The organism is Paenibacillus sp. HGF5, from assembly GCF_000204455.1.
GTDB classification, from domain to species: domain Bacteria; phylum Bacillota; class Bacilli; order Paenibacillales; family Paenibacillaceae; genus Paenibacillus_AQ; species Paenibacillus_AQ lautus_A.
Genome location: NZ_AEXS01000107.1, coordinates 13,163 through 37,715 on the forward strand (window position 1 = coordinate 13,163; position 24,553 = coordinate 37,715).

The following is a 24,553-nucleotide window of genomic DNA, read 5'->3' on the forward strand; positions in this document are numbered from 1 at the left end:
TTAGTATACCACAATCGGCCGGAAAAAGTGAAATATACTCACCTAAAGAAAGAGGTTTTCACGGGATTTTTATGCAATCTTTACAAATGATTTGCGCATTGGGTATACTACTAGTAACAAGTCGGGTGACTGTCAAGTTTTTCGTGTTCGCACGGCATGTTCACCTTTTGAGGAGGCAAGCACCATGGATGTAAACGTACGCGTTAACGATCCACGGGAGCACATCAATGAAGAACCACGCAATGACTTTGGCGATTTGATGATGGGCTTCGTGGGGATGTTCGGTTTCATGACCATCATCTTTTTCGGATTCGTCATTATCAAATTCTTGGTCGGTTAATATTTGATGATTCCTTGTGCACAGATAAAAAGTCTGATCCTGCCGCGCTCCATGCGCAAGCGGGATCAGACTTTTTACGCTTCAAGGGACGTTTGTCCACTGTGCTCATGTGCATTTTAGCAGACGTCTAAAACTTCCCTCTCTGGTTCTCCCCGAACAAATGAACGACATCCACGAAAGGCGCAATCCGGTTCATCAACCGCTGCCCTTTGTGAAGCTCCTCGCCGTCCTTGCTCGTGAAGCTGAGATGCTGTTCCAGCCCGTCGAGCGGATAGTTCGACGTATAGAAGGTCGGCAGCCGGTTCATCCTGAAATTCAGGATGGAGCCGAGGACATGATCCCGTACCCACGGATTCAAATTCTCCGCTCCAATGTCGTCAAAGATCAGCAGGTCGCAATGCTTCATCGTCTCGACCATGTCCTTCAGCTTCTGGCCGTCCTGCATCATGGTCTTCAGATCTTCCACGAAATCGGGCATATAGACGATCACGCCCGAATGGCCCGCTTTCGCGAGCTCATGCATCAGGTAACCCATCAGGTACGTTTTCCCGGTACCGAACGAACCGGTCAGATACAAGCCGCGCGGGGACAAGCCGTTCTCCTTCGTATCCCGGATATATTTGAAGACCTGGTGCACCGCAGGTGCCCGCAAGCGGTCCTTCGCCATAATCTCCATGTTGTCGTACCCTTCGCTCAAGGCATGCTCGTCAACATAAAAGCTGCGAATCCGCTTTTTGATCTGATCCTCATTGGTTTTTGCAATCTGCAGGGAGCACGGCGCCTTCCGTTCATAGATCTCCACCGTGCCGTTCATCCGCTGGATATCCAGCTTGCTGAAATGTCCCTGGAAATCATTCGGACACCGGTCCAGACCCGGGCAAGCCTGGCAGTGGGCCTGGTCTCCCGCATATTGATACAGCTTGCTTAAATTCAATCGTATGACCCGGTCATCGATCTCCGGATATTCGCTTCGCAGTGCTTGAATCAGAGGATTCCTGAGCAAATCCTCCGTAATTTGCTCGGTTCTGCGCAGGAGCGCAGTACTTTTCATGCTTTCCAGCAGTTCACCAAGGGACTCCATCACCCGTTCCCTCCTCTCTTAAGCAGGATTTTCCTTATCCGCCCTTCTTGTTGCCAGCCTGCATTTCTGCCGCAAACCGCATCATTTCTTCGAACTCCTCATCCGATACGGCCTCCGCCTGATCGGACTCCAAAGCCACTGGAATTTCCGGCTTCACCTTTCCGCCTTTAGCGTATGTACGCGTGCGCTGCGAGGCTGCCTTCTGCTTGCCTTTCATCTTGGCTTGATCCCGTATATACTGAACGGCTTTCTCATAGCTGTTTACTTGCTTCAGCAGCATGTTGGAAGCGATGGCTTCCACGAAGTTGCGGTTGATCCGCTGCTCGCCGCCTGCGGCAATGAGCGACATCAAATAATGAATGAGCACGTTGATGACTTCGCCCGGCAGCTTGTAGCTCAGGTCGATCTTTTCGAAGATGTCCAGAAACTGCGCGGGAACCGAGCCCGGGAAGAACGTCTGCAGGAGCCGTGTATAAGGCTCGTTGCGAAGCATCATATTATATTGGTGAATATCGCATTTGGATTGGAACTGGGCCGGAACCTCGACGTAATATTCCATCTGTACGGCATGCTCCTGCGCAGGCTCGTCCGGATCGTCCGTCATCTCCTGATGCAGGGCAACCACCTTGCCCGCCGTAATCTGCCGCTTCTCCTGCATCTTCATGCCCTGCCTAAAGTGAAGGCTGGCTTTGTGCTGCAAATCGTCCAGGACAACCTCGCCGTGCTCGGTAAAGATGCCGTCCTCGTCAAGCAGGCGGCACAAATCCTGCGTGCTGAGATCGTACTTGCGTACGACGTAATTCACGATGCCCATCTGTTCATGGTCATAGCGAAGACGCTCCACAAAGACGCGATTGCGGGACTCGCGCGGGAATCGCAGAATAATGTCCGCGTAGTTCAGGCCTTCTCCCTGCGGATTCGGCGGCAGCATCGACTTCCTTGATACCGCTACCTCTTCCAGCGCCTGCTCCAGTTCATAATCAATGACATGCGTGTTCAACTCGAAAATATCGTAAAAGGGAACCGAGATGTTCTCCTTGTTCAGGGAAATGCCGGACCATTCCAGGGGTTCCTTGCTCCAAAGCTCTTCCCTCAGCGACAGGACGGCGAATTTCCCCACCTTGTCGCGAAGCAGCAGCGTCAAATGCTGGGTATTGAAGAACTCTGCCGGACTGAGCGGCGCCTGCAGCTCATATTCATAGACATGGTCGTCCGTTTCCGGGACGAACATCCGGCTGGTCTGCAGCAATCCTACCGCTTCCAGCTTGGAGGTTTGCTCAATGAGATAGCGGCGTCCTTTTTCGCTGGGCTCCAGCCCTAATGTCAAAAATAATCTTCGCTGCTGTTCTATGGCCGAATAGCCCACCTTCTCCAGCGGCACATGCGATACGAGAAGACGGTACAGACTGACCGCAAACGCGCCGACCATCGGTTGATATATCGAACCAAGCATTTTGTCGTCCAGGCCGCTTAAGCAGAAGTCACGGTATACGCAGTAACGGTGATTCTCTGTAAAATGTAAAAAATTAGTCATGCGCATCGTTTATGCTCCCCCTGTCGCCCAAAAATAGACTTCCTCTATTCTATCATAAATCCGATGCTCAGAAGTCGGTTCTTTCGCATCAAAAATTATGGAATTCTTGCGTCTGCCTTTTGGCAGAGCTTCCATAAATATAAATGACGGCCCCCACGTATCGAAGAGCCGCCATTAACATTACATTCAATTTGCGCCAAGCGCGATTAAAACATTCTAAACCCTTTAATACGCAATGTCTTAATGGTCCATCCGCTCATGTAAGCCCCGATCAGACCCGCAACTCCCGTTAAGTAATCCACCAACTGGAACGATCCGACGTGAGTCCAGAACGACATTTGGCCCCGATCCCACAAGCTGTATACAACGACCGGCAGAATGACAATCACGAACAGAAAGCACGGAAACCAGGTCGTCTTCATCAACATATTTAGGATAAAACCGATACCGAACATCATGACAAAAAACAAAATCATCAGCACGAGCACAGGAATAAATTGAAGCATGATCGCTGTTTTCACCTCTTCTTTATCACCTACGCATAGCAGCTATCCTACTTTATTGCAGCAAGAAACAGCACACCAAGCTTTAGCTAATAGCTAGTTTACTAAAAATCATGTCACAGATCAACGAACAATCGTGAATACATTGTGTCGGCGTTTGCCCTTCCGACTGCGCTTACAGTACAATATAGGAAGTTAATGCAAGCGGCCATCCGCTTCAATTATAACGAACATAATGTTTAGGAGTGATCACATGAACGAAGCTGCAATGACGCTCGAGGGCTGGTATGCGCTGCATGATTTCCGCACCATCAATTGGCCAGCCTGGAAAGCTGCAGACGAAGAAGTACGCGCATTTGCGCTGGACGAGCTGAATGCGTTCCTTGCGGAATGGGATGCCGTCGAGACCGCCAAGCAGGGCAGCACCGCCGTATATACCATCGTCGGCCAGAAAGCCGATTTTGTTTTCATGCATTTGCGCGAGAAGCTGGAAGAGCTGAACGCGATCGAGAACGCTTTTAACAAAACGACGTTTGCCCAGTTCACCACCAAGGCTTATTCCTATGTCAGCATCGTCGAGCTGAGCAATTACTTGGCCGGCTCCACCGATGAGGATCCGATGCAGAACCCGCATGTCATTGCCCGCCTGAAGCCGGTCCTGCCAAAATCGAAGCATATCTGCTTCTACCCGATGAACAAAAAGCGGGATTTGTCGGACAACTGGTACATGCTGAGCATGGATGACCGCAAATCCATGATGAAGAGCCACGGGATGATCGGCCGCGGTTATGCCGGCAAGGTCAAGCAGATCATCACCGGTTCCGTCGGCTTCGACGATTGGGAATGGGGCGTTACCTTGTTCAGCGACGATGCGCTTCAATTCAAAAAGCTCGTGTACGAAATGAGATTTGACGAAGTGAGCGCGCGTTTCGGCGAATTCGGTCCTTTCTATGTCGGCAACTTGCTCGATCAGGCTTCTTTCACCGACTTGATGAAGGTATAATTCCTTCTGCACATAAATGGCATATCAAAAAAAGGGATGCTCTTCCGAATGAGAGCATCCCTTCTTCTGTTATTCGCCGTCTTCCTCATCTTGCTCTTGCTTGCGCAAGGTTTCAAGATATTCAGCGGTGGCCCGGTCCCGGGCCCGCCCTTTATCCTTGAGGCGCTCAATGGCAGGAAGAATGAGAATGTCGACTTCCTGCTGAACGGTATAAGCCAGATCGTACCGCTCTTGCGACTCCAGGTAGGAGCCGACCTCCATCAGGGCGTTGTAGCGATCCAGTTCATCTCTTGTGAGCAGCCCCCGTACTTGAACGCTGCAATGTCTCATTTATAGGAACCTGCCTTTTTTCAGGACGAGCGGAATGCCTCCGATAATGAAGAGGTAGCGCAGATCAACCAATTTTTTCAGCTGGGCTGCTTTCCATCCCTGATATTTCTTATCCCCGACAACCGCAATGCCTTCGCCCCGGCCGAGGGAAGCAACCGTGCCTTTATTATGGAACTCGAATTTGCGCATGGACTTGTCCCGGATCGCCGCAACGATATTCTGGGCACAGCATACGCCCTGCTGCATCGCCATTTGGGCGGTCGGCGGATAAGGTCTGCCTTCTTCGTTAAAAATGAGGGAGTTATCGCCGATAATATAAATGTTCTCATATCCCGGAGCGCGTAAATATTCATCAACCTTCACGCGGCCTCTCATCGTTTCGAAGCCGGCCGATTCAACCAGACGGTTCCCGCGGATGCCGCCGGTCCATACGACCGTTGCCGCCCGGATCTCTTCGCCGTTGTTCAGCACGACTCCGCCCGGCAGGCATTCCTTAATTGCAATGCCCATCTTGAAGGTAACACCCTTCTTCTCGAGAACGTTCATGGCGTATTCCACCAGCTCGGGGGCAAACCCCGGCAGCGCCGACGGCGCGGCTTCTACGTTATAAATGTTCACCAATGTCGGATCGACGTCATACTCCTTGCACAGTCTCGGAATGCGGTCCGCCAGCTCGGCTACAAACTCGATGCCGCTGAACCCGGCTCCGCCAACCACGAAGTTGATGCGCTCTTGCGGTCTGCGTTCATTCTTATATAAAGCAAATTGATATTCAATATGCTCTCGAATCAATCGTACCGAGTTGATGCTTCGGATCGTCATCGCATGCTCTGCGAGTCCCGGGATCCCGAAGGTCTCCGGCTCGCCGCCGAGTCCAATGACAAGATAGTCATAGGATAACGTTCCATCTTCAAGGATAACCTTCTTATCGTGAAGGCGGATTTCCTGAACCGAGGATTTGACCAAATCGATTTTGAACTCGTCTATCAACTTGGATATGGATACCCGGGTATTCTCAATGCTGTCGGTTCCTGCTGCCGGCATATGCAAATGCGTTGTAATATAATGATAATCATGGCGATTCACCAATGTAACATCGGCCTCATTATAATTCAGCTCTTTTTGCAGCCGCTGCGCTGTCAATATGCCCCCGTAACCCGCGCCAAGGATTACGATCTTCGGTATGCTGCTCATTCTACTGCTCCTTCCAGCTTACTCTTTATATATACAGTATGGTACACATGTTAACATTCTGTGAAATTGCATCCAAAAAAAGAGAAGAGCCCTTATCAGAGCCCGTTTCATCATTTGACCTGATGGTTCATTACGGTTCAAAAACAGCTGTAATCCTGCGGTTTCCTTATGATTGCTGCCGTAACCAATCGATATGAGAACCCTGCAATGAACACAAGTTATCACGTTAATCATATGCATAAACCATGCAAATATCAAGAATTTTTTTGCCATTAAATATGCAAATCATTCCGCCATTTCCCCCCTTACTTGCTAAGTAAGCGCAACCATTCCAATGTTAGGTATTTTAACTCAATTCTCGACTTTTCATGCCGGTTCGGGACGATTATAATAGGTAAGGAATTCATGAATCAGCTTTATCCGGACAAGAACGTCTGTCTGATTCGAATATAAACTCATTTTATGGAGGTGCTTACCGCATGACAACGATGCCACAAGACAACAATATGACGGATCTTTTGATTATCGGTGGCGGACCTGCAGGCATGTTTGCCGCTTTTTACGGCGGAATGCGCCAAGCCTCGGTTAAACTTATCGAGAGCATGCCTCAGCTCGGAGGCCAATTGGCTGCGCTGTATCCCGAAAAATATATCTATGACGTGGCAGGCTTCCCAAAGGTTACCGCCCAGGAGCTTGTGAACAATCTGTCCGCGCAAATGGAGCTCTTTAAAACGGACATCCGTCTTGAAGAGAAAGTCCAAGCTGTGGAAAAGCTTGAAGAACGTCATTTTGTCGTGAGAACGAATCTGGGCGAACACCATGCCAAAGCCGTCATCATTACAGCCGGCGTTGGGGCGTTCCAACCCCGCCGACTGGAGATTGAAGGTGCCGAGAAGTACGAGAAGGCCAATCTTCATTATTTCGTCAACGATCTCAGCCGCTTTAAAGGCAAGAAGGTTCTCATCAGCGGCGGCGGCGATTCCGCGGTAGACTGGGCGCTCATGATCGAACCGATCGCCGAGCAGGTTACGCTGGTTCACCGCCGCGACAAGTTCCGTGCCCACGAGCATAGCGTGGAGCAACTGATGGCCTCGAAGGTGAACATCGTGACACCAACCGAAATCACGGAGCTGCATGGTGAAGATGCCATTACAAAAGTGACGCTGTCGCATATTAAGACCAAAGAGACGCAAGAGATTGAAGTTGACGATGTCATTGTCAATTTCGGTTTCGTTTCCTCCCTCGGTCCGATCTCCGAGTGGGGCATCGCCATCGAAAGCAACTCCATCGTCGTGGACTCCCGCATGGAAACCAGCATCCCGGGTATTTTTGCGGCCGGCGATATCACGACCTATCCTGGCAAGGTCAAGCTCATTGCCGTCGGATTCGGCGAAGCGCCAACCGCCGTCAACAATGCCAAAGTATACTTCGATCCTGAAGCCAGATTGGCTCCGGGACATAGCAGCAACATGAAATTGTAAAGGTTAGCTATTTCCTTAACGCTTCGACATACAGAAAAAAAGGTATCTAACGTTCCAGAGGGCGATGCGCCGCTCAGAACGGAAGATACCTTTTCTATTCTTCTTCAAACCATATGTAGAACTTGGTTGAAAGCTCCCACATTATATGCGTATCATGTCGTAAGTTATCTATTCTATATACGAAAATCTGATTAATGCAGGATGCTGCCGGAATCGGTGTCCAAGTTCCGTTTATGAATTTCGGCTAGCAGTAGAGTGATGAACTCTCGTTCCAACTTCAATTCAACAGCCATATGATAGGAATCGAGAAGCATCTCATCCGTCAACATAGCCATCCCCTCACACCCCTTCCTCATATTTCCTGAATCTATCATATCAGACATGCGAAAACGGAACAACTGTTCGCTTATCCACAACCTCTTGTGGAAATCCTGTGTATAATTTGTTGGTAAGTGTAAGAAACAAGGTCATATCAAAGTGGATTATGGGGATAAATGTTATACACAGGATATGGGGTAAATCTACCATAAAAAAATTGATCAATTATTATATCGGTAGATTACGGTTATTTTTTATTACCCTATTAAAAAATCATATAAACGACTTCTGTTGGGAATATTAAACAAAAAATTCAGCTTGGTCTTGTATTTACTTCCAAAATCCATATCTTGCCTTCGACGTCGAGTCCGTAATCGAATCCCAGTTCCCCGATCCCGGGAAAGCGCGATTCCAGGATCGTGATGCACTGTCTGGTTAAGTGGCGCATTTCATTACGCTTCTCCCTGGCATTGATATGGGGCAGCGACAGCCGCAGAGCATGGCGGCAACGAAGCAGCGTCCCCCCTTTGCAAATGTTCGTCACAAACAGCCCCGGGTTCGCGAGCCGACCTAGCATGGCCCGGAATTCCCATCTTCCTCTTTCCTTGACTACCTTAACGCGGTAATCCAGCGGACGTCCCTGAATTTTAGCCAGATGAATCCCCTGCTGTATCATGTAACGCCGTTTCAGTTTCATTCTGTTCAATACGTGCAACAGGGAATTCAATGTATCTACATGAACAGTACGCCTCTTATGGGTTACCAAGTATCCCGTTCCGTCTTTCTGTATTCGGATGACTCCGTTACCACCGGTGCCTACAATCGGCTTGATCACGACCATTTCGTGTTCATCCAGCATTGAGACCAGGGTATCCCCTCCATACGACTGGGTCGCCGGAATGTAGGGAGCAACCTGCGGATCGGTCAGCAGCGCTTCCGTCTTCAGCCACTTGCTGGCCAATTGTCTTCCCGCCATGCTGCTTTCGCCTCCTTTTATTCATGACATACGTTATCCTATTCTCTTATCCGCACTTTGTCTTGGATGATTGTCCGGGATCGTTATGCCTAATAATTTGACGCATTCATGGCGCGAAGCGAGCCTCCCTTTGCAAATGATGTGATCTATCGTATAGTAAGAGCAGAGCTTTGTCCGTAATAAATCCATCCATGGATAACCATAAAGGAGGCTTTGTCACCTTGGCAGCATTGTTTGAAGTTTTGTACTGGATTGCCATTGTCGGCATGTCGGTTGCCCTTGCAGCCATCACCGTTCTGATCTTTGTCATGGGCTTCAAGTTCATCAAAGACAAGCGCCGCGGACTCGGGGCCGGCTGCATCGTTTTCTCGCTCGTGGCTGCCGGCATGATCGTGCTGATGCTGAACGATACCTTCTTCTTCCCGGTATGATCGGATAGGAAGAACAACAAAATGCAGCTGGCCCCGCCTGCGGGAGTCCGCTGCATTTTTCATTTCTTATGGGCGGCAGCAAAAAAAGACCTCCACGACAATAGGGTCGCAGAGGTCTTTTATTGGTTAGATTCAGAGCACAGTCCCCGAAAACCCGCTGCTTAGCAAGGCTCTTCGTTCGGTTTGCCCGTATCCGTTGCCGTGCGGAAGGAAGATCCGCAGCCGCAAGTTACGGTCGCGTTCGGGTTGTGGATGGTGAATTGGCGTTATGCTTACGGAAGGCTATAAACGGCGTCACTACGCTATTCTCAACGATAGTAACGGGATTGATAATGCGCGATAGGATTAATATTCACGTCGCTAAATGACGGTGTATTACGATAATCCAATTGTACCCAAGTGATCGCGCGTTTGCAAGGCGTTAGTGGCCGAGTTATAAAATTTGGCGGAAAATTTTTCGAATCGGACTCCGTTATATTTTACCATATATTGGCTGCCCGAGTTATTTTTGATTCGCGGATTGTTCGGACACCTGATTTCGGGTTCGTTCGCTGCCTACCCGCCCCCCCTTTCGCGGGATCGACCGTTATGCATTCGTTATTCATCGGGACACTTGCGGATAAGCAATCCGCAATCCACTACGTATTCTCTTAACCCGCATGGTTACGCCATTTGTCCGAATACGTCCGATTATGCATCGTATTCATGCCATTTATACACGGATATAGCGTATAAATATGCGGATTGACCCCCTGAGATTTTCGAGGGCACGTCCGTCCCAGGCATGTGGCCCGGAAAATCGCGCATTTTCACAACGTTACACAATCCGAAGTAATCCGAAGTTTAGATTGCGCCGATTATGCGCGCTACTATGCGAATTATTACGCTAATATCCCGTTTCGGATATTGCGCAAATTGGACACGAATGGACATCGAATTTACTTCCGAATTCACATATTTTCATAGCGTATTAATCACCGAAAAGCCGCGCCAGTAGTCGCCCATAGTCGGTGTAGTCATTATGTGAATTCGCTCAATTTCGGCCGTATTCCGCCAGTGTCCGTCATCTCATTAAGTTAGCGAAAATCCGACTATATGTAAACTTGCGTATCAGCTCGAATTCGTAATTTCCTCGAAATATCTCCGCCAAGCATAGCGTTTTCTCCTTCTTACTTACTTTTCGTAAGTCAAACGTCAAGTTTACACGCAAATAAAAAAGCGAACCACAGCGCACTTAAGACGCTCAAATTACGTCATCCCCTTCCGCTGCAGCTCCGCCTCGATTGCGTCCTCAATTAAACGGTGCATACGCGCTTCGCCGTCGTTCTTCGCCTGCTCTAAGAAGTCGAGAACCGTCCCAGGCTCGCGCGCTGTTCCGCCGCTCTTGGCCGCCACATCATGCAGATATAGCGCGTAGTTGAATCCGTTATTAAACGCATTCGCTACGACGGAACCCGTAATACCGTCCGGTCCTACTTTCGGCGTCGTGTGGTCGATACGTGCACGTAGATTACCGCCGCGGCGACCTTTATAACGGCCGATTGGCGCAATGTTCGTCGCCTTCAATTGCCAGTATTCCAGCGCGTCCCCGACGCCATTAACTGCGCCATCCTGGACGGCCTCGCTCGCCTTATCCATCAGCTTCGCAAATTTAGCGAAGTCCAATTCGAACTCAATCGACATAGTTATTCCCTCCTACGAAAAAAAAGCGGAACCACCAGCGTAATAGTAACCGCCAGCAGTTCCGCATGTAATTAAATCCGGTCTAACACAAGATACCCCTGATTATCCGCATACATCGCTACAGCAACGCGGTCGCCAGCCATAAGCGGAGACATAACGGTCATCTCTACAACTTCCCCGCCATTAATCGTTACCTCACGCATATGGTCACGTAGATGCTCGCAAACAACAACGTCGTCCGCATCTAACTCAACCGGCATGTTATCGATTTTTATTCGGATGTTGGGTAACGGTGCAAGAACCGTCGCAAACTCGATATCAACATCGCGATTATGACCGATCGCTTTAATGACGTGTTTTAACTGGCTAAACCCTCCGCCTTCTATCTGCTCGATCATCTTTCAATTCTCCCTACATCGCCATTTCATACGCCAGCCTTTTCGCAATTCGCTCGATATCCGCTTCTTCGCGTACATGGAACGTATTGCCCGTTATAACGACGTTACCAGAACCGCCGTCACCATAGTTAGCGCCACTCTCGCCTCTCCAGCGCTTGGCCTCTTCGCGAGTTAATACGGCCTCACCGGAGTGCAGGCGTGCCTGGTAATTGTTGTATGGAACATTTCGCAAGCCACCGTTATGCCCTTGGAAGACGCCCGTTACCGAATCCCACAGCGATTTAGATTGCGGCGCCTGCATAACAGCCGGACCACCGAACATAGGCGTATTGTTGTCTGTATCGCTCATTTTCTGATTAAACTCGATCAGACGTTTAGTCTTCGCGGTATTACCGCCTGGGACTAGTTCGAGCAGCTCTTCCGGAAGTTTCAGTGAGTCCATAATACCTTGACGAACACCATCCGCTATTCCTACACCTAATTTAATCGCGGCATCAATAAGCGGTTGGGAATTCTTTAATACATTGGCTATGACTTCGGTAATCTTATCTGCGGCTGCTGTTACCCTCGCTTGTCCGCCATTCATCCACCAATCGTTAAATAATTCACCGAACTTATCGAAGGTAAATTCGATTTTGCTCTCCAACGTAGTCAATCGCTGCCATTCCGGATTGTCCGTAAAATTCGTCTTGATATACGCTTTCGCACGGTCAACCATCGATTGGATTCCGGCTGTAATCTGCGGGCTGTACGCCTCGATGAAATCCGCAGCTCCATTCGCGAGATCCTTAACGAGTGGTAATATCGGCATCATGCCCGCAATCTGCAGCGTTTCGAGTGCACCGCGGAATTGCTCAACCGCACCAGCCGCGTTATCCATTTTCTTACGCGCAACATCGAGCGCCGTAACCTTCGACATTTCCTCGCGGAACTCTTCTACGCCTTCCGAACCCTCTTTAAACAGGATCGTAGCCGCCCGGACCGCATCTGTACCGAACATGAGTTTAAGCGCGTGCTGCCGCTCTTGGTTCGTCAACTTCGCCATAGATTTACGCAAGGTTCCTGCGATATCGTTCAGCGATTTGATGTTACCGGCCGCGTCGAAGAATTGGTTTGATCCGTCCGCCGTCACGAGTCCTAGTGCGCGGAACAATTCGATTTGCTCGTCCGTTACCGGCTGCAGCGTTTGAAGCATCGTTTTCAATGACGTACCGGCGTCCGATCCTTTAAGGCCGCGGTTAGCGAATAGGCCGAGCGCAACGTTGACGTCTTCGAAGTTCATGCCGAGACCAGCCGCAACTGCCGACGACATCGAAAGGGAATAGCGCAATTCCTCGACGCTCGTTGCGGATGCGTTCGCCGTACCTGCGAGAATATTCGCCGCTTGTGCCGCTGTCATGCCGTCTTCCTGGAACGCGTTAAGTGCGGTTGACATGATTTCCGCAGCCGCTGCGAGATCCAGGCTTCCGGCTGTTGCTAGATTGAGTGAAGCATTCAAGGCGCCAGCTTCTACAGTCGCGGGAGTTATTCCGGCCTTAAGAAGTTCTTCTATAGCTTGTCCTGCCTGTAATGCACTGTATTTCGTTTGTGCGCCTTGCTGTAATGCCAATGATTGCATGCTCTTCATTTGTGCATCTGTTGCGCCTGTTAATGCTTGGATTGACGACATTTGTGCCTCAAAATCCATCGCTTTATTTAGCGATTTATAACCGACATAACCCGCCGCACCGATCGCCGCAACCCCGCCATAAAGCGCGCTTCTCCCTATGCTCTTACCAATACCGCCAAGAACATTCTTTGCTTTAGTGCCGAGATTGCTTAACTCCTTCTTTGCCTCCTTGGATGCACGTTCAATCGCTTTTAGCTCATGCGTTACATTGCCGGCACCCTTGGATACTTGTGACTGTGCACGCGATAGTTGATCGTTAGTATCCGAATATTGCTTAGTCGCCCTTTTCGCACGTTCGATCATTTTCTCAACATCGCGCAGGGTCTTCGTAGCACCATCGTCCTTTATCCGGATGCGCCCTTCGAGATTAAAACTCATCGGGCCGTCACTTCCTTCACCAACGCATGATAGGCGCGTTCAAGTTTCGCCGCTGCCCTACTAAGCGCTGCCGTCTGTTTCCGGGACTGCCGCGATCCAAAAGCAAACTCGCTATGGACACGGTCACTATTCGTCATCTCTTCCGCTACCTTCCCCGCCCAATATCCGAACCTCTGCACGAATTGAACTCCCGAATCTCTTAGTAATGCGGCATCCAACGTAAATTGTGCGTACTCGGCCGGAAACAGCTTGCGGAAATCATATTCGCCAGGTTTGCGATATGTCGCGATCTGCTCTAGCAATGGGAGCGCGTCAATAATGCGAATGATTGCTTCACCTTCCGCATCGTTTATCTCGTTAAGTTTCATGCATTACACCTCCGTATAAATGAAAAAGAGCCGTCCGAAGACAGCTCTTGAGAATTTTTATACATTAACTAACTTTCCAATATTGAACGGTAATACCTGTAGCGATAATTTCACCGGTTAGAAAATCTCTTTTCGTAGTAACCGACTGCGCATAGTGGTAACAGTCGGGATTGCTATCGAAGAACTCATTCACTTCTTCGTATTCAGTTACCTGAAATGAACTCTGTAGTATAGACTTACCTACTAAATCTTTTTGTTTAAGTGAGCTTGCATATCTCATTCTACATATCCCCTTTTAAGACTATTATTTTAATTGGTTTATACAAAACTAATCTTGAATGGTCCGTTTTAGGTGCTGTTTAATCACGAACATCGGCGCGTTTCTCCGGATAATGTGTTCACTTATCGAGTCTCCAAAAACCATTTCATATTCCTGACCAGTCTTCTCATTCCGCAAGGTAACCCGCCGCTTGTGACCGTACTCGATCGGCTCAATGCCAATTACCTTAATGTCATTCATCCGTAGCCATCACCCCCATAACCTGCTCGGCCACGTCCGGCATATCCGAACTCACTGTTATGACTTTAGCGCGGTATTTCTTCGCCAGCTTTTCCGCGATCGTGTAACCGAGCATTACAGATTGGATTGCTCCTTCCTCGACGGCCATGAACCGCGCTGGATAGTTACGTTCGAGTTCGTGGACCGGCTTTAACTGGTCGTTAGGAGCGTAGATTTTCGTGATTTCGTATCGAATTCCACCTTCCTCCCACATTTTGTGGTCGACGTGCATCGATTTCATTTTCGTTCATCCCCTTTTCGCAACTTGCGTATCTAAATAGCGACACCTTTCCGAATCCTCGTCGCGCCAAACCTTGCAACGAATATCCGCCCTAGTCATCGCCTGAAGCAAAACACACCCGCAATCGCTTCGAAAATAAGGACAGTAGTGCTTTGCGTCGGCTTGTTTGTCATTCATGTTCCACCTCTCTTTCTAACGCTTTAGAAGCCTCTTCTCAGCTTTCCGGTATAGACACCCTCCCCCGTGAATTTAGAGCCCGAGAACCCGCATCACTACACGATTTTTCACGCCCTAAAACGTTAGGTTTTGGCTGCCCAATACCGACGCCTTGCCCGATCTGCCGCACCTTGCTTCCGTCTGACCTCGCGACACTCTCCGCAATACTTCGTACGGTTCGACGTCTTAACAATCGGAGTTGAACAGCGCTCACATGTCGCCGTGTTCTCTACGCGGTTAAAGTATCGTGACTCTAATTCCGGATCTATCGGCAGCACAGCGCGTTCAAATTCCAGGCACCGCATATCGCCGGATTCGAGGAACGGTAGCGCCTGCGGATCTTCACGGAACCATTGACAGCGTGCCTGTCCGTTGGGTTCGTATCGGCATCCGTCGGTACCGGTGAAGGCTGCGCAGTGATTGCGGGCGAGTGTTTGGATTCTTTTTAAAATTTGGTCCCCCAAGTCTTGACCCCCGTTTGATTTCGTTGTAAAATTAAATTGGGATATTTCAAACTTTTTTACCGATGAGTGCAAAAATAAAAGAGACGATTTAAAGCGCCAGTTTTTTCGAATCTCTTGCGCGCTCGATCGCTTGAATAACATCTGGACCTGTTCCAAATGCTTGAGCGATCCGAACCTGTAATTCTTCTGTAACGGTCCTTCGTCCGCTCTCCACTAAAGAAATTAGCGCCGGACTGACGCGAAGTTTTTCGGCAAATTCAACCTGTGTCATGTCAGCATTGATTCTAACCGCCATTACACCCAACCCATCCATTTTACATTCCCCTCTCTTATTTAAATTTCTTACAAGCTAGTCAAATAAAAAGCGCAGGAACATCCGTTCCCAACTATAAGGATAAATGTCCGAGGTGTCGACAACTCTTCCACTCTTCTGTTAGAGGCTGATCGTGAAGGTTATACGTTACTACCTCGCCGGATAGTTCCTTCCCCTCCTTCTGCGAACGCCAACGCTTATGATTGTTCGGATAATACTGGCGGTCTAAGTCCATCGTCACATTCGTAGGTTTGCGTTTACCTCGTTCTTGCTTAATCCTGGCCCGATCTGCAGCTTCTATTACATCTCCGCGGACGGACTCTCCACGCGTTGTTCTTTCGTACAGTTCTACCGGAGAATAGAACGGGTATTCTTGCGCCTGCCTTTCGCGGTACCGCTTGAGCCTATCGTCATCATTGCGTTCGACTCGCTTACGAATGGCATCCTTTTTGAGACGGCATTTATCTCCGCATACTAATGCGTTAATAGCTGGCGACGTGTCAATAAATTCACAACGGCAAGTCTCGCAAACCTTTAGCCGACGTCTCTCCTTTTCTGACAGCCCTTCCCCGATGCATTCAAGATAATAGGAGTAGCCCAAGAAAGCACGAGCTCCGGCTCCTAGTGGTGGGTACTCTTCGTCCTCACCGGCTTCTATCTTGGCCTTATCGCGCAGTGACAGTCCCTTCGAATGATCTTCCGCCAATAAATAATCCGTAAGCAGTTCAAGCGATTGGCAGGCGTTAAGTGTACGCAGCTTAGGACGACGAGCAGGCTTTCTGTATTCCGTAACGTAACCGTCCGGCTGTGTCTCCCGAAAGTACCGATCGGAGATATCGGCCATATCCGCGGCAATAGCTGTCCGGTCCGTTTGCGAGGTTCCCGCATAAAGACGGTAGTGCTTCCTCTTTGTATTCGGCAGTGCAGCGCGGACTTCCGCCGGCATCTTAGACGCGTGTAATGCCGTGAAATGTTCGCGATGGCGGCGAAATACTTCTTCTCTTGTTATTGGCGGTGCGGCTGGCGCTAATGTGGACATGGACGGTTCCTCCTCTGATTTCGGCGCGGCGGCCGGGTATCATATTATCTTCTTCGAATAATCTTCATCGCAAAGGTATATGTTTTATATACATCTATCGCGATATTCTTTTGACTTGTGATATAAAGGTTTAACTCGTATATATTCGCTAGGAACGAAGTGACGACGCGTGAGGAATAGTGTTCTTCATCTATTCCGAAACAAGTCTTTAAGTTTTTCTTATTTCGTTCTATTCCGTTTAAAGGCGCGGTATTATTTGTTTCTCTTTTACACCTTTCTCTTTTACATCTTTCTCTTTTTACCGTGTGTACAGCGCATACTACGCATAGTGTGTCCTGTGCATACTAACCGTCGTGTGTCCTGTGCGACTTTCCTCTTTTTCTGCGTCTATAAACGGAGTAATCCGGTTTAATAACCTCTCCATCCTCGTTAACGATATATCCGTCATCGGTTACTCGCGGACAGTAAGACGGAAAATACCATTTAAAACGCCTTGTTCCTTCGTAGTGAGACGCGATCCGGATGATACCGTTCGTCTCAAGTATGTCCGCGAGTAATTTAACCCGCGTTCGATCTATGCGCAGCGACGATATGAGCGCTTCATAAGATAGGAAACACGCACCGAACCGGTCGTTATACGATCCATCTGCCCGCATGTGGTTACCGTCAATATACGATTGAAGCGTGAAATAGAACGCCACTATATCGCGAATCTCCGGTTTCCGACCCTTGTCCGCATATACAACGTCATATGCTTCGTTTATAATCCGTGGAAATACCTTGCGGACCAACTCGCGGTTATAGACCTCAAAACCTTGCGGATTGTCTAATAACGTTGTCTTATCGTTTGGTAACGCCTTTCTTACGGTTACAGTTTCGGTCATATCTGACGCCTCCCTTGCGTAAATTAGGGCGCCGAGGATGACGCCCTCTTTTTCTGATTTAGTTAGAAAATTGTTTGAGATTGGTTGAGCCACTCCTTATCTCTTCTCCGTGACCTGTCCCATCATCATTCGATATCATCTTGTATAGAGTCCAATCGACCAATCCCGATGGAGTAATGTTCCACGTGCGAATAACATACTCCTCAGAACTAGTGTCGACATAGATTCTTCGATAATCGAAATCCACTACTTCATGCTCACACTCCATCACAAATGATGCGAGCTTTAAGATCTCTTCTGGGATCTCATTATCAATTTCTTCATCGTCAGTTTCATCCCCGTTCTTACCACCTCCAATTAGTTCATCTATAAACTGATATGCACCACTGAGCTCTGCTTCTAGGTCACCAATAAGAAGCATCATTTCATATGACCGCTCGATGACGGTAGCATTTAACACCGGGTTCCCCTTTTCAAATCTGCTTAACGTACTTGCAGAAAATCCAATCTTTCGCGACGCACCTGCCAACGATATGCCGCGCTCGATACGTGCCATCCGTAACTTATCTCCGACCCCCGCCCATTCTGCTTCGTTTTCTGCAACGAACATTTCACGTTTTGCTGCGAGGTACCGCTCTAATAGCTGAGGATCATGAGGTAACTCTCTAGCCATTTCTATCTCTCTTGCAGATACTCCAACTTGGTTTTTGCCTTTGTTTCCGTCGATTACGTAAAATTCCATTGTTCATCGTCTCCCTTTTCGTTTTAATTTTTGGTTGTACTGTATTATCTACACTGGCGTACAGCGTTCGCACAATCCGGCGTAAATTTTCCTTCCTGCTAACATCAACGACGCTCAATTGAGTTCCGCACATTCTTCTTCGTTTTTTATCGCCTCCTTTTCGCGTTATACCGTAATATAGAAAGCTACGGACTCGATTCGCACACTTTGGCAAAAATTTAAAACTCTTACCCTATACGTTCCCTTTCGGGCGATTTCCGCACACCATTCCGCGAAATATTTCCGGCGTACACTAACTTTGACGAATGCCGATCGGAAACCGTACAGGCTGGCGCTAAATTTTATTGCTTACAATAACTTCAACAACGGCCGAACGCGATCCGCACAAACTCCGTTAAATATTTACTCGTACACATACCTCGACGTACAGAAAATTGGTTTCGCACATTTTCGCGATAGCTCCGCCTCCATTTACTTCAATGCCGATCGGAGGCATTTCGCACAATTCCCGAAAAATAATTTACAATTTCCCGGAACCAAACGTATGTTCGTTCGTATTACATAACAAAAGCGGACGAAGGTTGCCGCCTCCATCCGCAATTGTCTCTACGGCCAGCCTGTCGCCGTGATTACGCGATATTTTCCGGGAGACTATCACATCTCATATCGCGTTGTAAATCGATCGTCTGAACGTTTGGCGCCGTTCAGACGGTTAATCCAGTGTCCGCATAGCGATTCTCTACCGTTGGAGCGGAAGAGATACGGACGGTGGCCACGTTGGAGTCGCGGCCGATTCCGCGCATGGCGATCCTAACCGGTTGCCGCCGGTATGTACGCGGATAAACAAACGACACTGCCCAAGGTCACTTACCGATTCTTGTCCTCCTGTCATCAGCCGTTCGAGCGGCCGCAATCATCGGACTGAGCACTACGCTAGCGCCTCCTTTACTTTAAACCCAGGATTTGAGCGCGCTACTAAAAATGCAAGTAAATCCCCGCACTAACTCCCTCTAATCGACGTTTAAAGAGCTGCCGCGTTTCCTCGCTCCAATCAAGCTGTACCTCAGCGTGTTTGCCAATAACAAGCACGCTCTCCACCTCATCATAAACTTGAAGTTCAACACCCGGCATTATCGGGATATGGCGCACGGTAATTGTTCCACCGTCCCACAGCGACACGGCTTCTATCGTCTCCCTCACGACAGCACCTCCCGAATTATCATTGCGATGAACCACGCTAAGCCGCGGATTAGAAAACGTTGAGTCTTGCGGCTTGTCCGGCGAGTTGTTGTACGTTGGGAGCGTGATAATCTGTTGTTAAGCGTTGCCTGCATTATGCGTCACCTCCACGTAAAAGCCTAAATCGCGTAATTCCGATACCGTCACCTCAACGCAGCCGGCCGTGTAACCTGCGCAGATACTCGCGAATGTTTCCGGCAATGTTAGCGCAAGAACACGGATAGGAACGTCGATTTCCTGCTTGCGCTTGTTCTCCGGCTTCCATACGAGAATGAAACGGTCGATGCGGCGAGAATAACGGTAGCCTACCGGATACAAGCTGGTAACGAGGGATGGTACGTTCGATTCGTGGGAAACTTCTAACATAACTACATTAGTCATTTTGAAACCTCCAATATATTATTTGCACACTATAGTGTTAATTTGATTGCCTTTAGTATACACACTGTAATGTGCACCGTCAATAGCCTAATTGATATTTTTTACACTCTAATTTATAATTTTCTTATTGAATGGAGGGGCAGCATGGCGATTAAAGTTCATTTGTCTCGGATAATGGGAGAAAAGAGAATAAAAATTTCCGAACTCGCGGATATGACCGGCTTACATAGAAATGGTTTAACAAAGCTATATAACGAGAAAACTGACGGCATTAAGTTTGATACTCTGGAGAAACTGTGTCGTGCACTGGACTGTTCCGTTGAGGAATTAATTGAAATTAAAGAGGATGAGAAATAATGAGGATTCTAGGGGAGTCATTGCCGGGTTAGTCATGGCAGCCGTATTACTTATCGCAATCTACTTTTTTGCAATCGGATCATCGCCGAAATGAGTACGGAACGCGAATTACGCCAACTTTATCAAGACGTCCATTTCTTTGCGGCTGCCTTATCGGAATCGCACATCTCCGCTTTGAAGGAAGATCCGGCCGGAGTTTATTCCGAAGTTGAACGCGGATTTATCGATAGGTATACGGCCGATTACGTGCGCGTCCGTAACTTTGAGACCGGTAACAAGGCGTATTACAGTCGCGATACTGCGATGTTTAAGAGAATATGAACGAAGAAAAACGCCTATTTTGCCGCTAATATTTTGCGACAGCTAGGCGTTTTTATTGATCGGGAATATGTGATCACAAGGGTGGATAAATTGCGTTTTATTGAAGAGACGACCTTCATTTGGCAAATAATATTGTTAGTAAAGCACCCACTACACCGCCAATAATTGCTGAAGACGCTTCGTTTAAATTAAGTCTCCTTTGCTCGAATGTATTTATATACTTCAAGACTTGTTCAACTGGGAAGTCCATGAAATTTTCATATTGCATATCTATATCTTTCTTAAAAAAGGTTGATTCTCCATTTGCATAAATTTCCTTCATAGCGTTGTTATATTGCTGTCGAAAAAATATTTCGTCGCGCTCAAATCTTGATATTGATTGGAATAATTCGTTTAGAAGTACACGAATCTTGTAGTATCTTTTGATATTCCAAAATTTGAGGCTGTAGCTCTCTAAAAGCATATCCACCAAAACTTCAATCCGAATCCAGTTAAAGTTTCTTCTATTACTAATCTGCTCAAGCTCATAGTAATATCCTAGTTCACGAGCTATACTTAAATATATGGAACTTTTATATTCTTCTAAGTCTAATGTGTTATTTAGTTCAAAAAAATAACTATGATAGCCCCTTCTGTTTTCTTTAACTAATCGAACTTGAAAATCTTCTGATTCATAACTAGTATATGTTATTATGAATTCACCATGAAATGGACTTGGCCCCATGCTCATAAAGCTAAGAAACTCAGACTTTTTTTCGAGCTCATTCTGCAGGAACTTTTTAACTACATAAACTCCGTCTGACGGCTTGCAATCATCTTTTGGATTAATAAGTTCAACGATTACTACTGGAAAATAGTTATCATAAATAATGTACACTTTAAAATTTTCAGTGTAGGTTTTAGGTGGGTTTATCTTTCTATGTATATCCTCCTGAACTCGCAGAGGAATAAAAAGATCAAATTCTATTATCAGGTTACATGGATTCGGATAAATTCCATTTAATTTATTGTATGACATTTTATCTTCATCTATTTCAAGTTCATTACGGTACAACAGATTCATTGCCACTATTCTTTTAAATGTGTGGTTATTTTCGATTACAATATTATTGATATTACTACATGCATTTAAAATTCTCTCTATTTCATCAACGTAAGTTCGGTAATTCTCTTCCTCATCCTCGGGCTCAGTAGTTCTGTAAAAATGAAAACTCCCCAACCCAAAATATACATTATCCATTATTAAACTCCTCGTTTTATAATCGCTATAGATAAATGGAAAGTAACAAGTATGTAGGCTAGATCTCATAGAATACAATATTACTAGCTTCATCTTATCTGATTTGGAACTGACAGTACCTATGTATATCGAACTGGCAGAGCATTTTTTCTAAATAAAATAATCATATATCAATACCGAAATTTTACCATATTTCGCGATTCTTGTCCGCAAAAAAGAACCGCCCAGTTACAGGACGGTCTGAATATTCTTAGTATGTAGAGCTGGCTACTTATTGATCCTGTTTTGTTTACGGTAATACTCATGAAGTAAATTATTAATAGTTCGTGTCATAGCCCCTCGATCACTTTTTATGTCCTGATCCACTAGTTTAGTAATGTCATTACGTAACCAGAATGTTTTGCGTTTGTGAGTTTTCTCAAACTTTTCTTTCTTCTTTTGCTTGGTTTCAGGATCGTCTATCTCAACTTTTAACGGTCCTCCTGCCCGAATGCTCGTCGCAAGTAACTCTTCACGTAGATTTTTGTCTGACATGTTGTCCATCTCCTTTTTTATTCAGGATATTATTCTATCATACTTCCACTTATTTTAAAGTTTACGCTCTCACCCGGTACAAAGAACACTATTGAAGACTCCACAGTCTTCTTATCCTACGAAATCGGCCGTACTAGAAGGCGGTGTTAAGACGCTCTAGGAATACTACGATATGTTCACGGAGGAACGCGCGAACTTTGCCGAGCAAGAGTACATACTCTGAAATACTCTCGCTCCCGCTTCAACATCGCTCGCGGCGCGGCACTTATCTTGCTGACACAATTTCGTCTATCTTTATCCATTGCCAATCGCCAGGTCCTATTGCAAGTTTAATCTCTCTCCTATGGGTATGCAGAGATGTTACAATTCCATTTAACTTAACATCATCATATTCATCATATAGCATTATCGTAATCATCTTGTGCTCATTCAATGACTCCGCCAACATACACTCGATTAACTCAACCTCTTGAGAATCTAATATTGGCCTTTCTTTGCGCCCCTCTTCTTTACTTTTGATGTTTATGGCAACTTTGTGCTCTGGCAACATCATACGACTTGATTCCCACAGCCCATTACCTTCTAGCCTCTTTCGTTCTGTCATTTATAATGTCCTCCTATCTTAGCTGATCGGTCCAACGCTTGACCTGCGTCCGTTTTGGATACGGCTCGGATTACAATCGAATTTCCGTATTTATTTTTTAGGGCATCAGTCACCCGTTCAAGTGCCATCGATCGCTCCCGCCCCGAATCAAATAAAGACACTTGATATTCCGTATCCGGTGAAAACTGTGACAAGCTTATGCCGACCCGCCGAATCGGCAGGCCGTCCCAATACGCTTCAAGCAACCGGCAAGCCCAGCGATATACCTGATTCGTGATATTAGACGGGTCCTCCATCTTCATTTGACGCGAAAATCCCGTAGGGCGATCGAAGTCCGCTCCCATACAACCGACCGATACAACGTGCCCCATAAAACCAAGACCGCGGCATCGCTGACAAACCAATTCAGTCAGCTCAAGCAGTACAACCTTGATCTCTTCCAGCTTGGTGTAATCCCGAGGGAGGGTCATCATGTGTCCTACAGATTTAGGGTCAACACTGTGCGTACCTGGCCGCACTGGACTATCGTCGATTCCGTTAGCAATTCGCCAATACATTTCCGCAGAGATATCGGAGTTTTTACCGAACTTGCGACGCATCATCTGCTTTAACTTGGCGAGCGGCGTCTGAGCAACGCTACCGATCGTTGGTAGTCCCATTACGTTAAAGTGACGCGTCATCTTGCTGCCGGCCATAAACATACAGCTAACGGGCAGTTTCCAAAGCGTATCGGCCAACGTATCCTTTGACAACGTGTATATTCCGGACGGATTCTTCTTCGCAAAATTGTCGCAGGCTGTCTTAGCGAGGATCTTGGTTTCACCAATACCGAAACGCGCATAGACGCCGGTCGCATCCATAACATGACGCTGAATTGTTTCCGCCAACTCGACGGGCGTGCCAAATAGATGTAGCGAACCGGTCACGTCTAAAAATTGCTCATCGATACTATACGGCTCAACAAGATCAGTATAGCTCTTGTATATTTCCGTGATTTGCATCGAGACGTCAATATACTTTTGCATCCGCGGTTTGATGACGACGAGGTCAGGACATTTCGCAAGTGCCTCGCCTAGTCTTTCCGCTGTCGTTATACCCTTCGCTTTAGCGAGAGGACACGCAGCCAGCACGATTCCGGACCGTCTTTCCGGGTCGCCGGCGACTACCAAAGGGCGATCTTTATATTCTGGGTGGTCTGCTTTTTCAACGGAAGCATAGAAGGACTGACAATCACCTAGAAATACTACTCGGTTGGCAGACATCAGTGCATCCACCCCTTCTCTGCGATTTTTAACCCCAGATAAGTGTAAGATCTCTGCTCAATTTCTGCCTCGATTAATCCCCAAAGCATAGAGAGCTTATGGTGATATCCTCTACAAACAAATTCAACCTCGAGTCCAAGCTTCGTTTTTCGATTTTCGTACACCTTTAAGCCCTTTTTGCGCATGCTCCTACGTGCTTCCGTTAATTCCGCTAATGCTGCAGATTGTAAATGGTCGATCATGGCATTGGTCAGTTCTGGTGTCTTTAAGTCTGATCGGCAAAGGACTCCCCGGTCATGTTCCAGTACATCAAGTAATAAAGGTAATAACGTGTAGTCCTTCACTAGCTTGCTTTCGTCTGGTTTAAGCCCAATACTCAACATATCTATCCACCTCATAACGAGAACGTTTGTTTGTATTATATGCGAACATTCGTTCTTTTATCAATGTAAATTTAACCCTTATGTAAT

Annotated in this window: 31 protein-coding genes and 1 pseudogene; 6 read left to right on the forward strand and 26 right to left on the reverse strand. The window is 47.3% G+C overall.

The window, feature by feature from the left end:
• Positions 1-184: 184 nt before the first annotated feature.
• Positions 185-340 carry a hypothetical protein gene (locus tag HMPREF9412_RS32430; RefSeq protein WP_006212594.1) on the forward strand — a complete coding sequence of 52 codons (156 nt, stop codon included), beginning with the start codon at positions 185-187 and terminating at the stop codon, positions 338-340.
• A gap of 127 nt (positions 341-467) precedes the next feature.
• Here the strand turns inward: HMPREF9412_RS32430 and dnaI are convergent, their stop codons facing one another.
• The 3 genes from dnaI to HMPREF9412_RS16865 form a co-directional block, all read right to left on the reverse strand.
• Positions 468-1,421: a primosomal protein DnaI gene (dnaI, locus tag HMPREF9412_RS16855; RefSeq protein ID WP_009592849.1), complete on the reverse strand. Its 954-nt coding sequence runs from the start codon at positions 1,419-1,421 to the stop codon at positions 468-470.
• Between the two features lie 34 nt (positions 1,422-1,455).
• Complete coding sequence (locus HMPREF9412_RS16860; protein WP_009592861.1) at positions 1,456-2,961, reverse strand: helicase DnaB; 1,506 nt, start codon at positions 2,959-2,961, stop codon at positions 1,456-1,458.
• A gap of 200 nt (positions 2,962-3,161) precedes the next feature.
• Positions 3,162-3,461, reverse strand: coding sequence for a YuiB family protein (locus HMPREF9412_RS16865; protein WP_015737411.1), 300 nt, complete (start codon positions 3,459-3,461; stop codon positions 3,162-3,164).
• A gap of 250 nt (positions 3,462-3,711) precedes the next feature.
• On the opposite strand from HMPREF9412_RS16865, the gene hemQ reads away from it, so the two are divergent.
• Positions 3,712-4,461, forward strand: a complete 750-nt coding sequence (gene hemQ, locus HMPREF9412_RS16870; RefSeq protein ID WP_009592867.1) for a hydrogen peroxide-dependent heme synthase — start codon at positions 3,712-3,714, stop codon at positions 4,459-4,461.
• A 69-nt stretch (positions 4,462-4,530) separates the two neighbouring features.
• Here the strand turns inward: hemQ and HMPREF9412_RS16875 are convergent, their stop codons facing one another.
• Positions 4,531-4,791: a hypothetical protein gene (locus HMPREF9412_RS16875; protein ID WP_009592851.1), complete on the reverse strand. Its 261-nt coding sequence runs from the start codon at positions 4,789-4,791 to the stop codon at positions 4,531-4,533.
• Complete coding sequence (locus HMPREF9412_RS16880) at positions 4,792-5,985, reverse strand: NAD(P)/FAD-dependent oxidoreductase (protein ID WP_009592911.1); 1,194 nt, start codon at positions 5,983-5,985, stop codon at positions 4,792-4,794.
• 479 nt (positions 5,986-6,464) lie between these two features.
• On the opposite strand from HMPREF9412_RS16880, the gene HMPREF9412_RS16890 reads away from it, so the two are divergent.
• A complete protein-coding gene (locus HMPREF9412_RS16890) occupies positions 6,465-7,466 on the forward strand; it encodes an NAD(P)/FAD-dependent oxidoreductase (protein WP_009592883.1) in 1,002 nt (333 codons plus the stop codon).
• A 191-nt stretch (positions 7,467-7,657) separates the two neighbouring features.
• On the opposite strand, the gene HMPREF9412_RS16895 is transcribed toward HMPREF9412_RS16890, so the two are convergent.
• Both HMPREF9412_RS16895 and HMPREF9412_RS16900 read right to left on the reverse strand, forming a co-directional pair.
• The gene (locus HMPREF9412_RS16895) at positions 7,658-7,801 is read right to left on the reverse strand and encodes a sporulation histidine kinase inhibitor Sda (protein ID WP_006212600.1); all 144 of its coding nucleotides are present in this window, start codon (positions 7,799-7,801) and stop codon (positions 7,658-7,660) included.
• Between the two features lie 296 nt (positions 7,802-8,097).
• Positions 8,098-8,760 carry a YheC/YheD family protein gene (locus HMPREF9412_RS16900; protein ID WP_009592895.1) on the reverse strand — a complete coding sequence of 221 codons (663 nt, stop codon included), beginning with the start codon at positions 8,758-8,760 and terminating at the stop codon, positions 8,098-8,100.
• 221 nt (positions 8,761-8,981) lie between these two features.
• Here HMPREF9412_RS16900 and HMPREF9412_RS16905 point away from each other — a divergent pair, with 221 nt between their 5' ends.
• Positions 8,982-9,191 carry a hypothetical protein gene (locus tag HMPREF9412_RS16905; RefSeq protein ID WP_009592898.1) on the forward strand — a complete coding sequence of 70 codons (210 nt, stop codon included), beginning with the start codon at positions 8,982-8,984 and terminating at the stop codon, positions 9,189-9,191.
• A 161-nt stretch (positions 9,192-9,352) separates the two neighbouring features.
• Here the strand turns inward: HMPREF9412_RS16905 and HMPREF9412_RS33350 are convergent.
• From HMPREF9412_RS33350 to HMPREF9412_RS16970, 14 genes and pseudogenes are all read right to left on the reverse strand, one after another.
• Positions 9,353-9,451, reverse strand: a pseudogene (locus HMPREF9412_RS33350) (iron-sulfur cluster assembly accessory protein); the annotation flags it as partial.
• A gap of 988 nt (positions 9,452-10,439) precedes the next feature.
• Positions 10,440-10,874 carry a hypothetical protein gene (locus HMPREF9412_RS16910; protein WP_009592871.1) on the reverse strand — a complete coding sequence of 145 codons (435 nt, stop codon included), beginning with the start codon at positions 10,872-10,874 and terminating at the stop codon, positions 10,440-10,442.
• A 71-nt stretch (positions 10,875-10,945) separates the two neighbouring features.
• Entirely contained in the window at positions 10,946-11,272 is a 327-nt protein-coding gene (locus tag HMPREF9412_RS16915; protein ID WP_009592850.1) for a DUF2577 family protein, read from the reverse strand.
• Between the two features lie 13 nt (positions 11,273-11,285).
• Positions 11,286-13,319: a phage tail tape measure protein gene (locus HMPREF9412_RS31740; RefSeq protein WP_009592858.1), complete on the reverse strand. Its 2,034-nt coding sequence runs from the start codon at positions 13,317-13,319 to the stop codon at positions 11,286-11,288.
• Complete coding sequence (locus HMPREF9412_RS16925; protein WP_009592877.1) at positions 13,316-13,687, reverse strand: hypothetical protein; 372 nt, start codon at positions 13,685-13,687, stop codon at positions 13,316-13,318. The genes HMPREF9412_RS31740 and HMPREF9412_RS16925 overlap by 4 nt, the downstream gene beginning before the upstream one ends.
• Positions 13,688-13,751: 64 nt before the next feature.
• Positions 13,752-13,967 carry a hypothetical protein gene (locus HMPREF9412_RS16930; protein WP_009592881.1) on the reverse strand — a complete coding sequence of 72 codons (216 nt, stop codon included), beginning with the start codon at positions 13,965-13,967 and terminating at the stop codon, positions 13,752-13,754.
• 232 nt (positions 13,968-14,199) lie between these two features.
• Positions 14,200-14,487: a hypothetical protein gene (locus HMPREF9412_RS16940; RefSeq protein WP_036672548.1), complete on the reverse strand. Its 288-nt coding sequence runs from the start codon at positions 14,485-14,487 to the stop codon at positions 14,200-14,202.
• A gap of 299 nt (positions 14,488-14,786) precedes the next feature.
• A complete protein-coding gene (locus HMPREF9412_RS32570; protein WP_139083992.1) occupies positions 14,787-15,167 on the reverse strand; it encodes a hypothetical protein in 381 nt (126 codons plus the stop codon).
• Positions 15,168-15,255: 88 nt separating this feature from the next.
• Positions 15,256-15,480 (reverse strand): helix-turn-helix transcriptional regulator, encoded by a 225-nt coding sequence (locus tag HMPREF9412_RS16945; RefSeq protein ID WP_006207349.1) that lies wholly within the window; start codon positions 15,478-15,480, stop codon positions 15,256-15,258.
• Between the two features lie 73 nt (positions 15,481-15,553).
• Positions 15,554-16,519 (reverse strand): hypothetical protein, encoded by a 966-nt coding sequence (locus HMPREF9412_RS16950; protein ID WP_009592893.1) that lies wholly within the window; start codon positions 16,517-16,519, stop codon positions 15,554-15,556.
• Positions 16,520-16,863: 344 nt separating this feature from the next.
• Positions 16,864-17,403, reverse strand: coding sequence for a hypothetical protein (locus tag HMPREF9412_RS16955; RefSeq protein ID WP_036672551.1), 540 nt, complete (start codon positions 17,401-17,403; stop codon positions 16,864-16,866).
• 58 nt (positions 17,404-17,461) lie between these two features.
• The gene (locus tag HMPREF9412_RS31745) at positions 17,462-18,145 is read right to left on the reverse strand and encodes a helix-turn-helix domain-containing protein (RefSeq protein ID WP_050802827.1); all 684 of its coding nucleotides are present in this window, start codon (positions 18,143-18,145) and stop codon (positions 17,462-17,464) included.
• 975 nt (positions 18,146-19,120) lie between these two features.
• The gene (locus HMPREF9412_RS16965; protein WP_009592852.1) at positions 19,121-19,345 is read right to left on the reverse strand and encodes a hypothetical protein; all 225 of its coding nucleotides are present in this window, start codon (positions 19,343-19,345) and stop codon (positions 19,121-19,123) included.
• 117 nt (positions 19,346-19,462) lie between these two features.
• Positions 19,463-19,765, reverse strand: coding sequence for a hypothetical protein (locus tag HMPREF9412_RS16970; RefSeq protein ID WP_009592854.1), 303 nt, complete (start codon positions 19,763-19,765; stop codon positions 19,463-19,465).
• Positions 19,766-19,909: 144 nt separating this feature from the next.
• On the opposite strand from HMPREF9412_RS16970, the gene HMPREF9412_RS16975 reads away from it, so the two are divergent.
• Together HMPREF9412_RS16975 and HMPREF9412_RS16980 are read left to right on the forward strand one after the other, a co-directional pair.
• On the forward strand, positions 19,910-20,122 hold the full coding sequence (locus HMPREF9412_RS16975; RefSeq protein WP_009592903.1) for a helix-turn-helix domain-containing protein: 213 nt from the start codon (positions 19,910-19,912) through the stop codon (positions 20,120-20,122).
• Between the two features lie 90 nt (positions 20,123-20,212).
• A complete protein-coding gene (locus HMPREF9412_RS16980) occupies positions 20,213-20,443 on the forward strand; it encodes a hypothetical protein (RefSeq protein ID WP_036672553.1) in 231 nt (76 codons plus the stop codon).
• A 115-nt stretch (positions 20,444-20,558) separates the two neighbouring features.
• Here HMPREF9412_RS16980 and HMPREF9412_RS16985 read toward each other — a convergent pair whose 3' ends face one another.
• The 5 genes from HMPREF9412_RS16985 to HMPREF9412_RS17005 form a co-directional block, all read right to left on the reverse strand.
• A complete protein-coding gene (locus HMPREF9412_RS16985) occupies positions 20,559-21,683 on the reverse strand; it encodes a hypothetical protein (RefSeq protein WP_009592845.1) in 1,125 nt (374 codons plus the stop codon).
• A 267-nt stretch (positions 21,684-21,950) separates the two neighbouring features.
• On the reverse strand, positions 21,951-22,217 hold the full coding sequence (locus tag HMPREF9412_RS16990) for a hypothetical protein (protein ID WP_036672555.1): 267 nt from the start codon (positions 22,215-22,217) through the stop codon (positions 21,951-21,953).
• 265 nt (positions 22,218-22,482) lie between these two features.
• Complete coding sequence (locus HMPREF9412_RS16995) at positions 22,483-22,821, reverse strand: YolD-like family protein (protein WP_036672557.1); 339 nt, start codon at positions 22,819-22,821, stop codon at positions 22,483-22,485.
• Positions 22,818-24,083 (reverse strand): DNA polymerase IV, encoded by a 1,266-nt coding sequence (locus HMPREF9412_RS17000; protein ID WP_009592864.1) that lies wholly within the window; start codon positions 24,081-24,083, stop codon positions 22,818-22,820. Before HMPREF9412_RS17000 ends, HMPREF9412_RS16995 begins: the two co-directional genes overlap by 4 nt.
• The gene (locus tag HMPREF9412_RS17005; protein ID WP_036672559.1) at positions 24,083-24,466 is read right to left on the reverse strand and encodes a hypothetical protein; all 384 of its coding nucleotides are present in this window, start codon (positions 24,464-24,466) and stop codon (positions 24,083-24,085) included. The genes HMPREF9412_RS17000 and HMPREF9412_RS17005 overlap by 1 nt, the downstream gene beginning before the upstream one ends.
• Between the last annotated feature and the right edge of the window lie 87 nt (positions 24,467-24,553).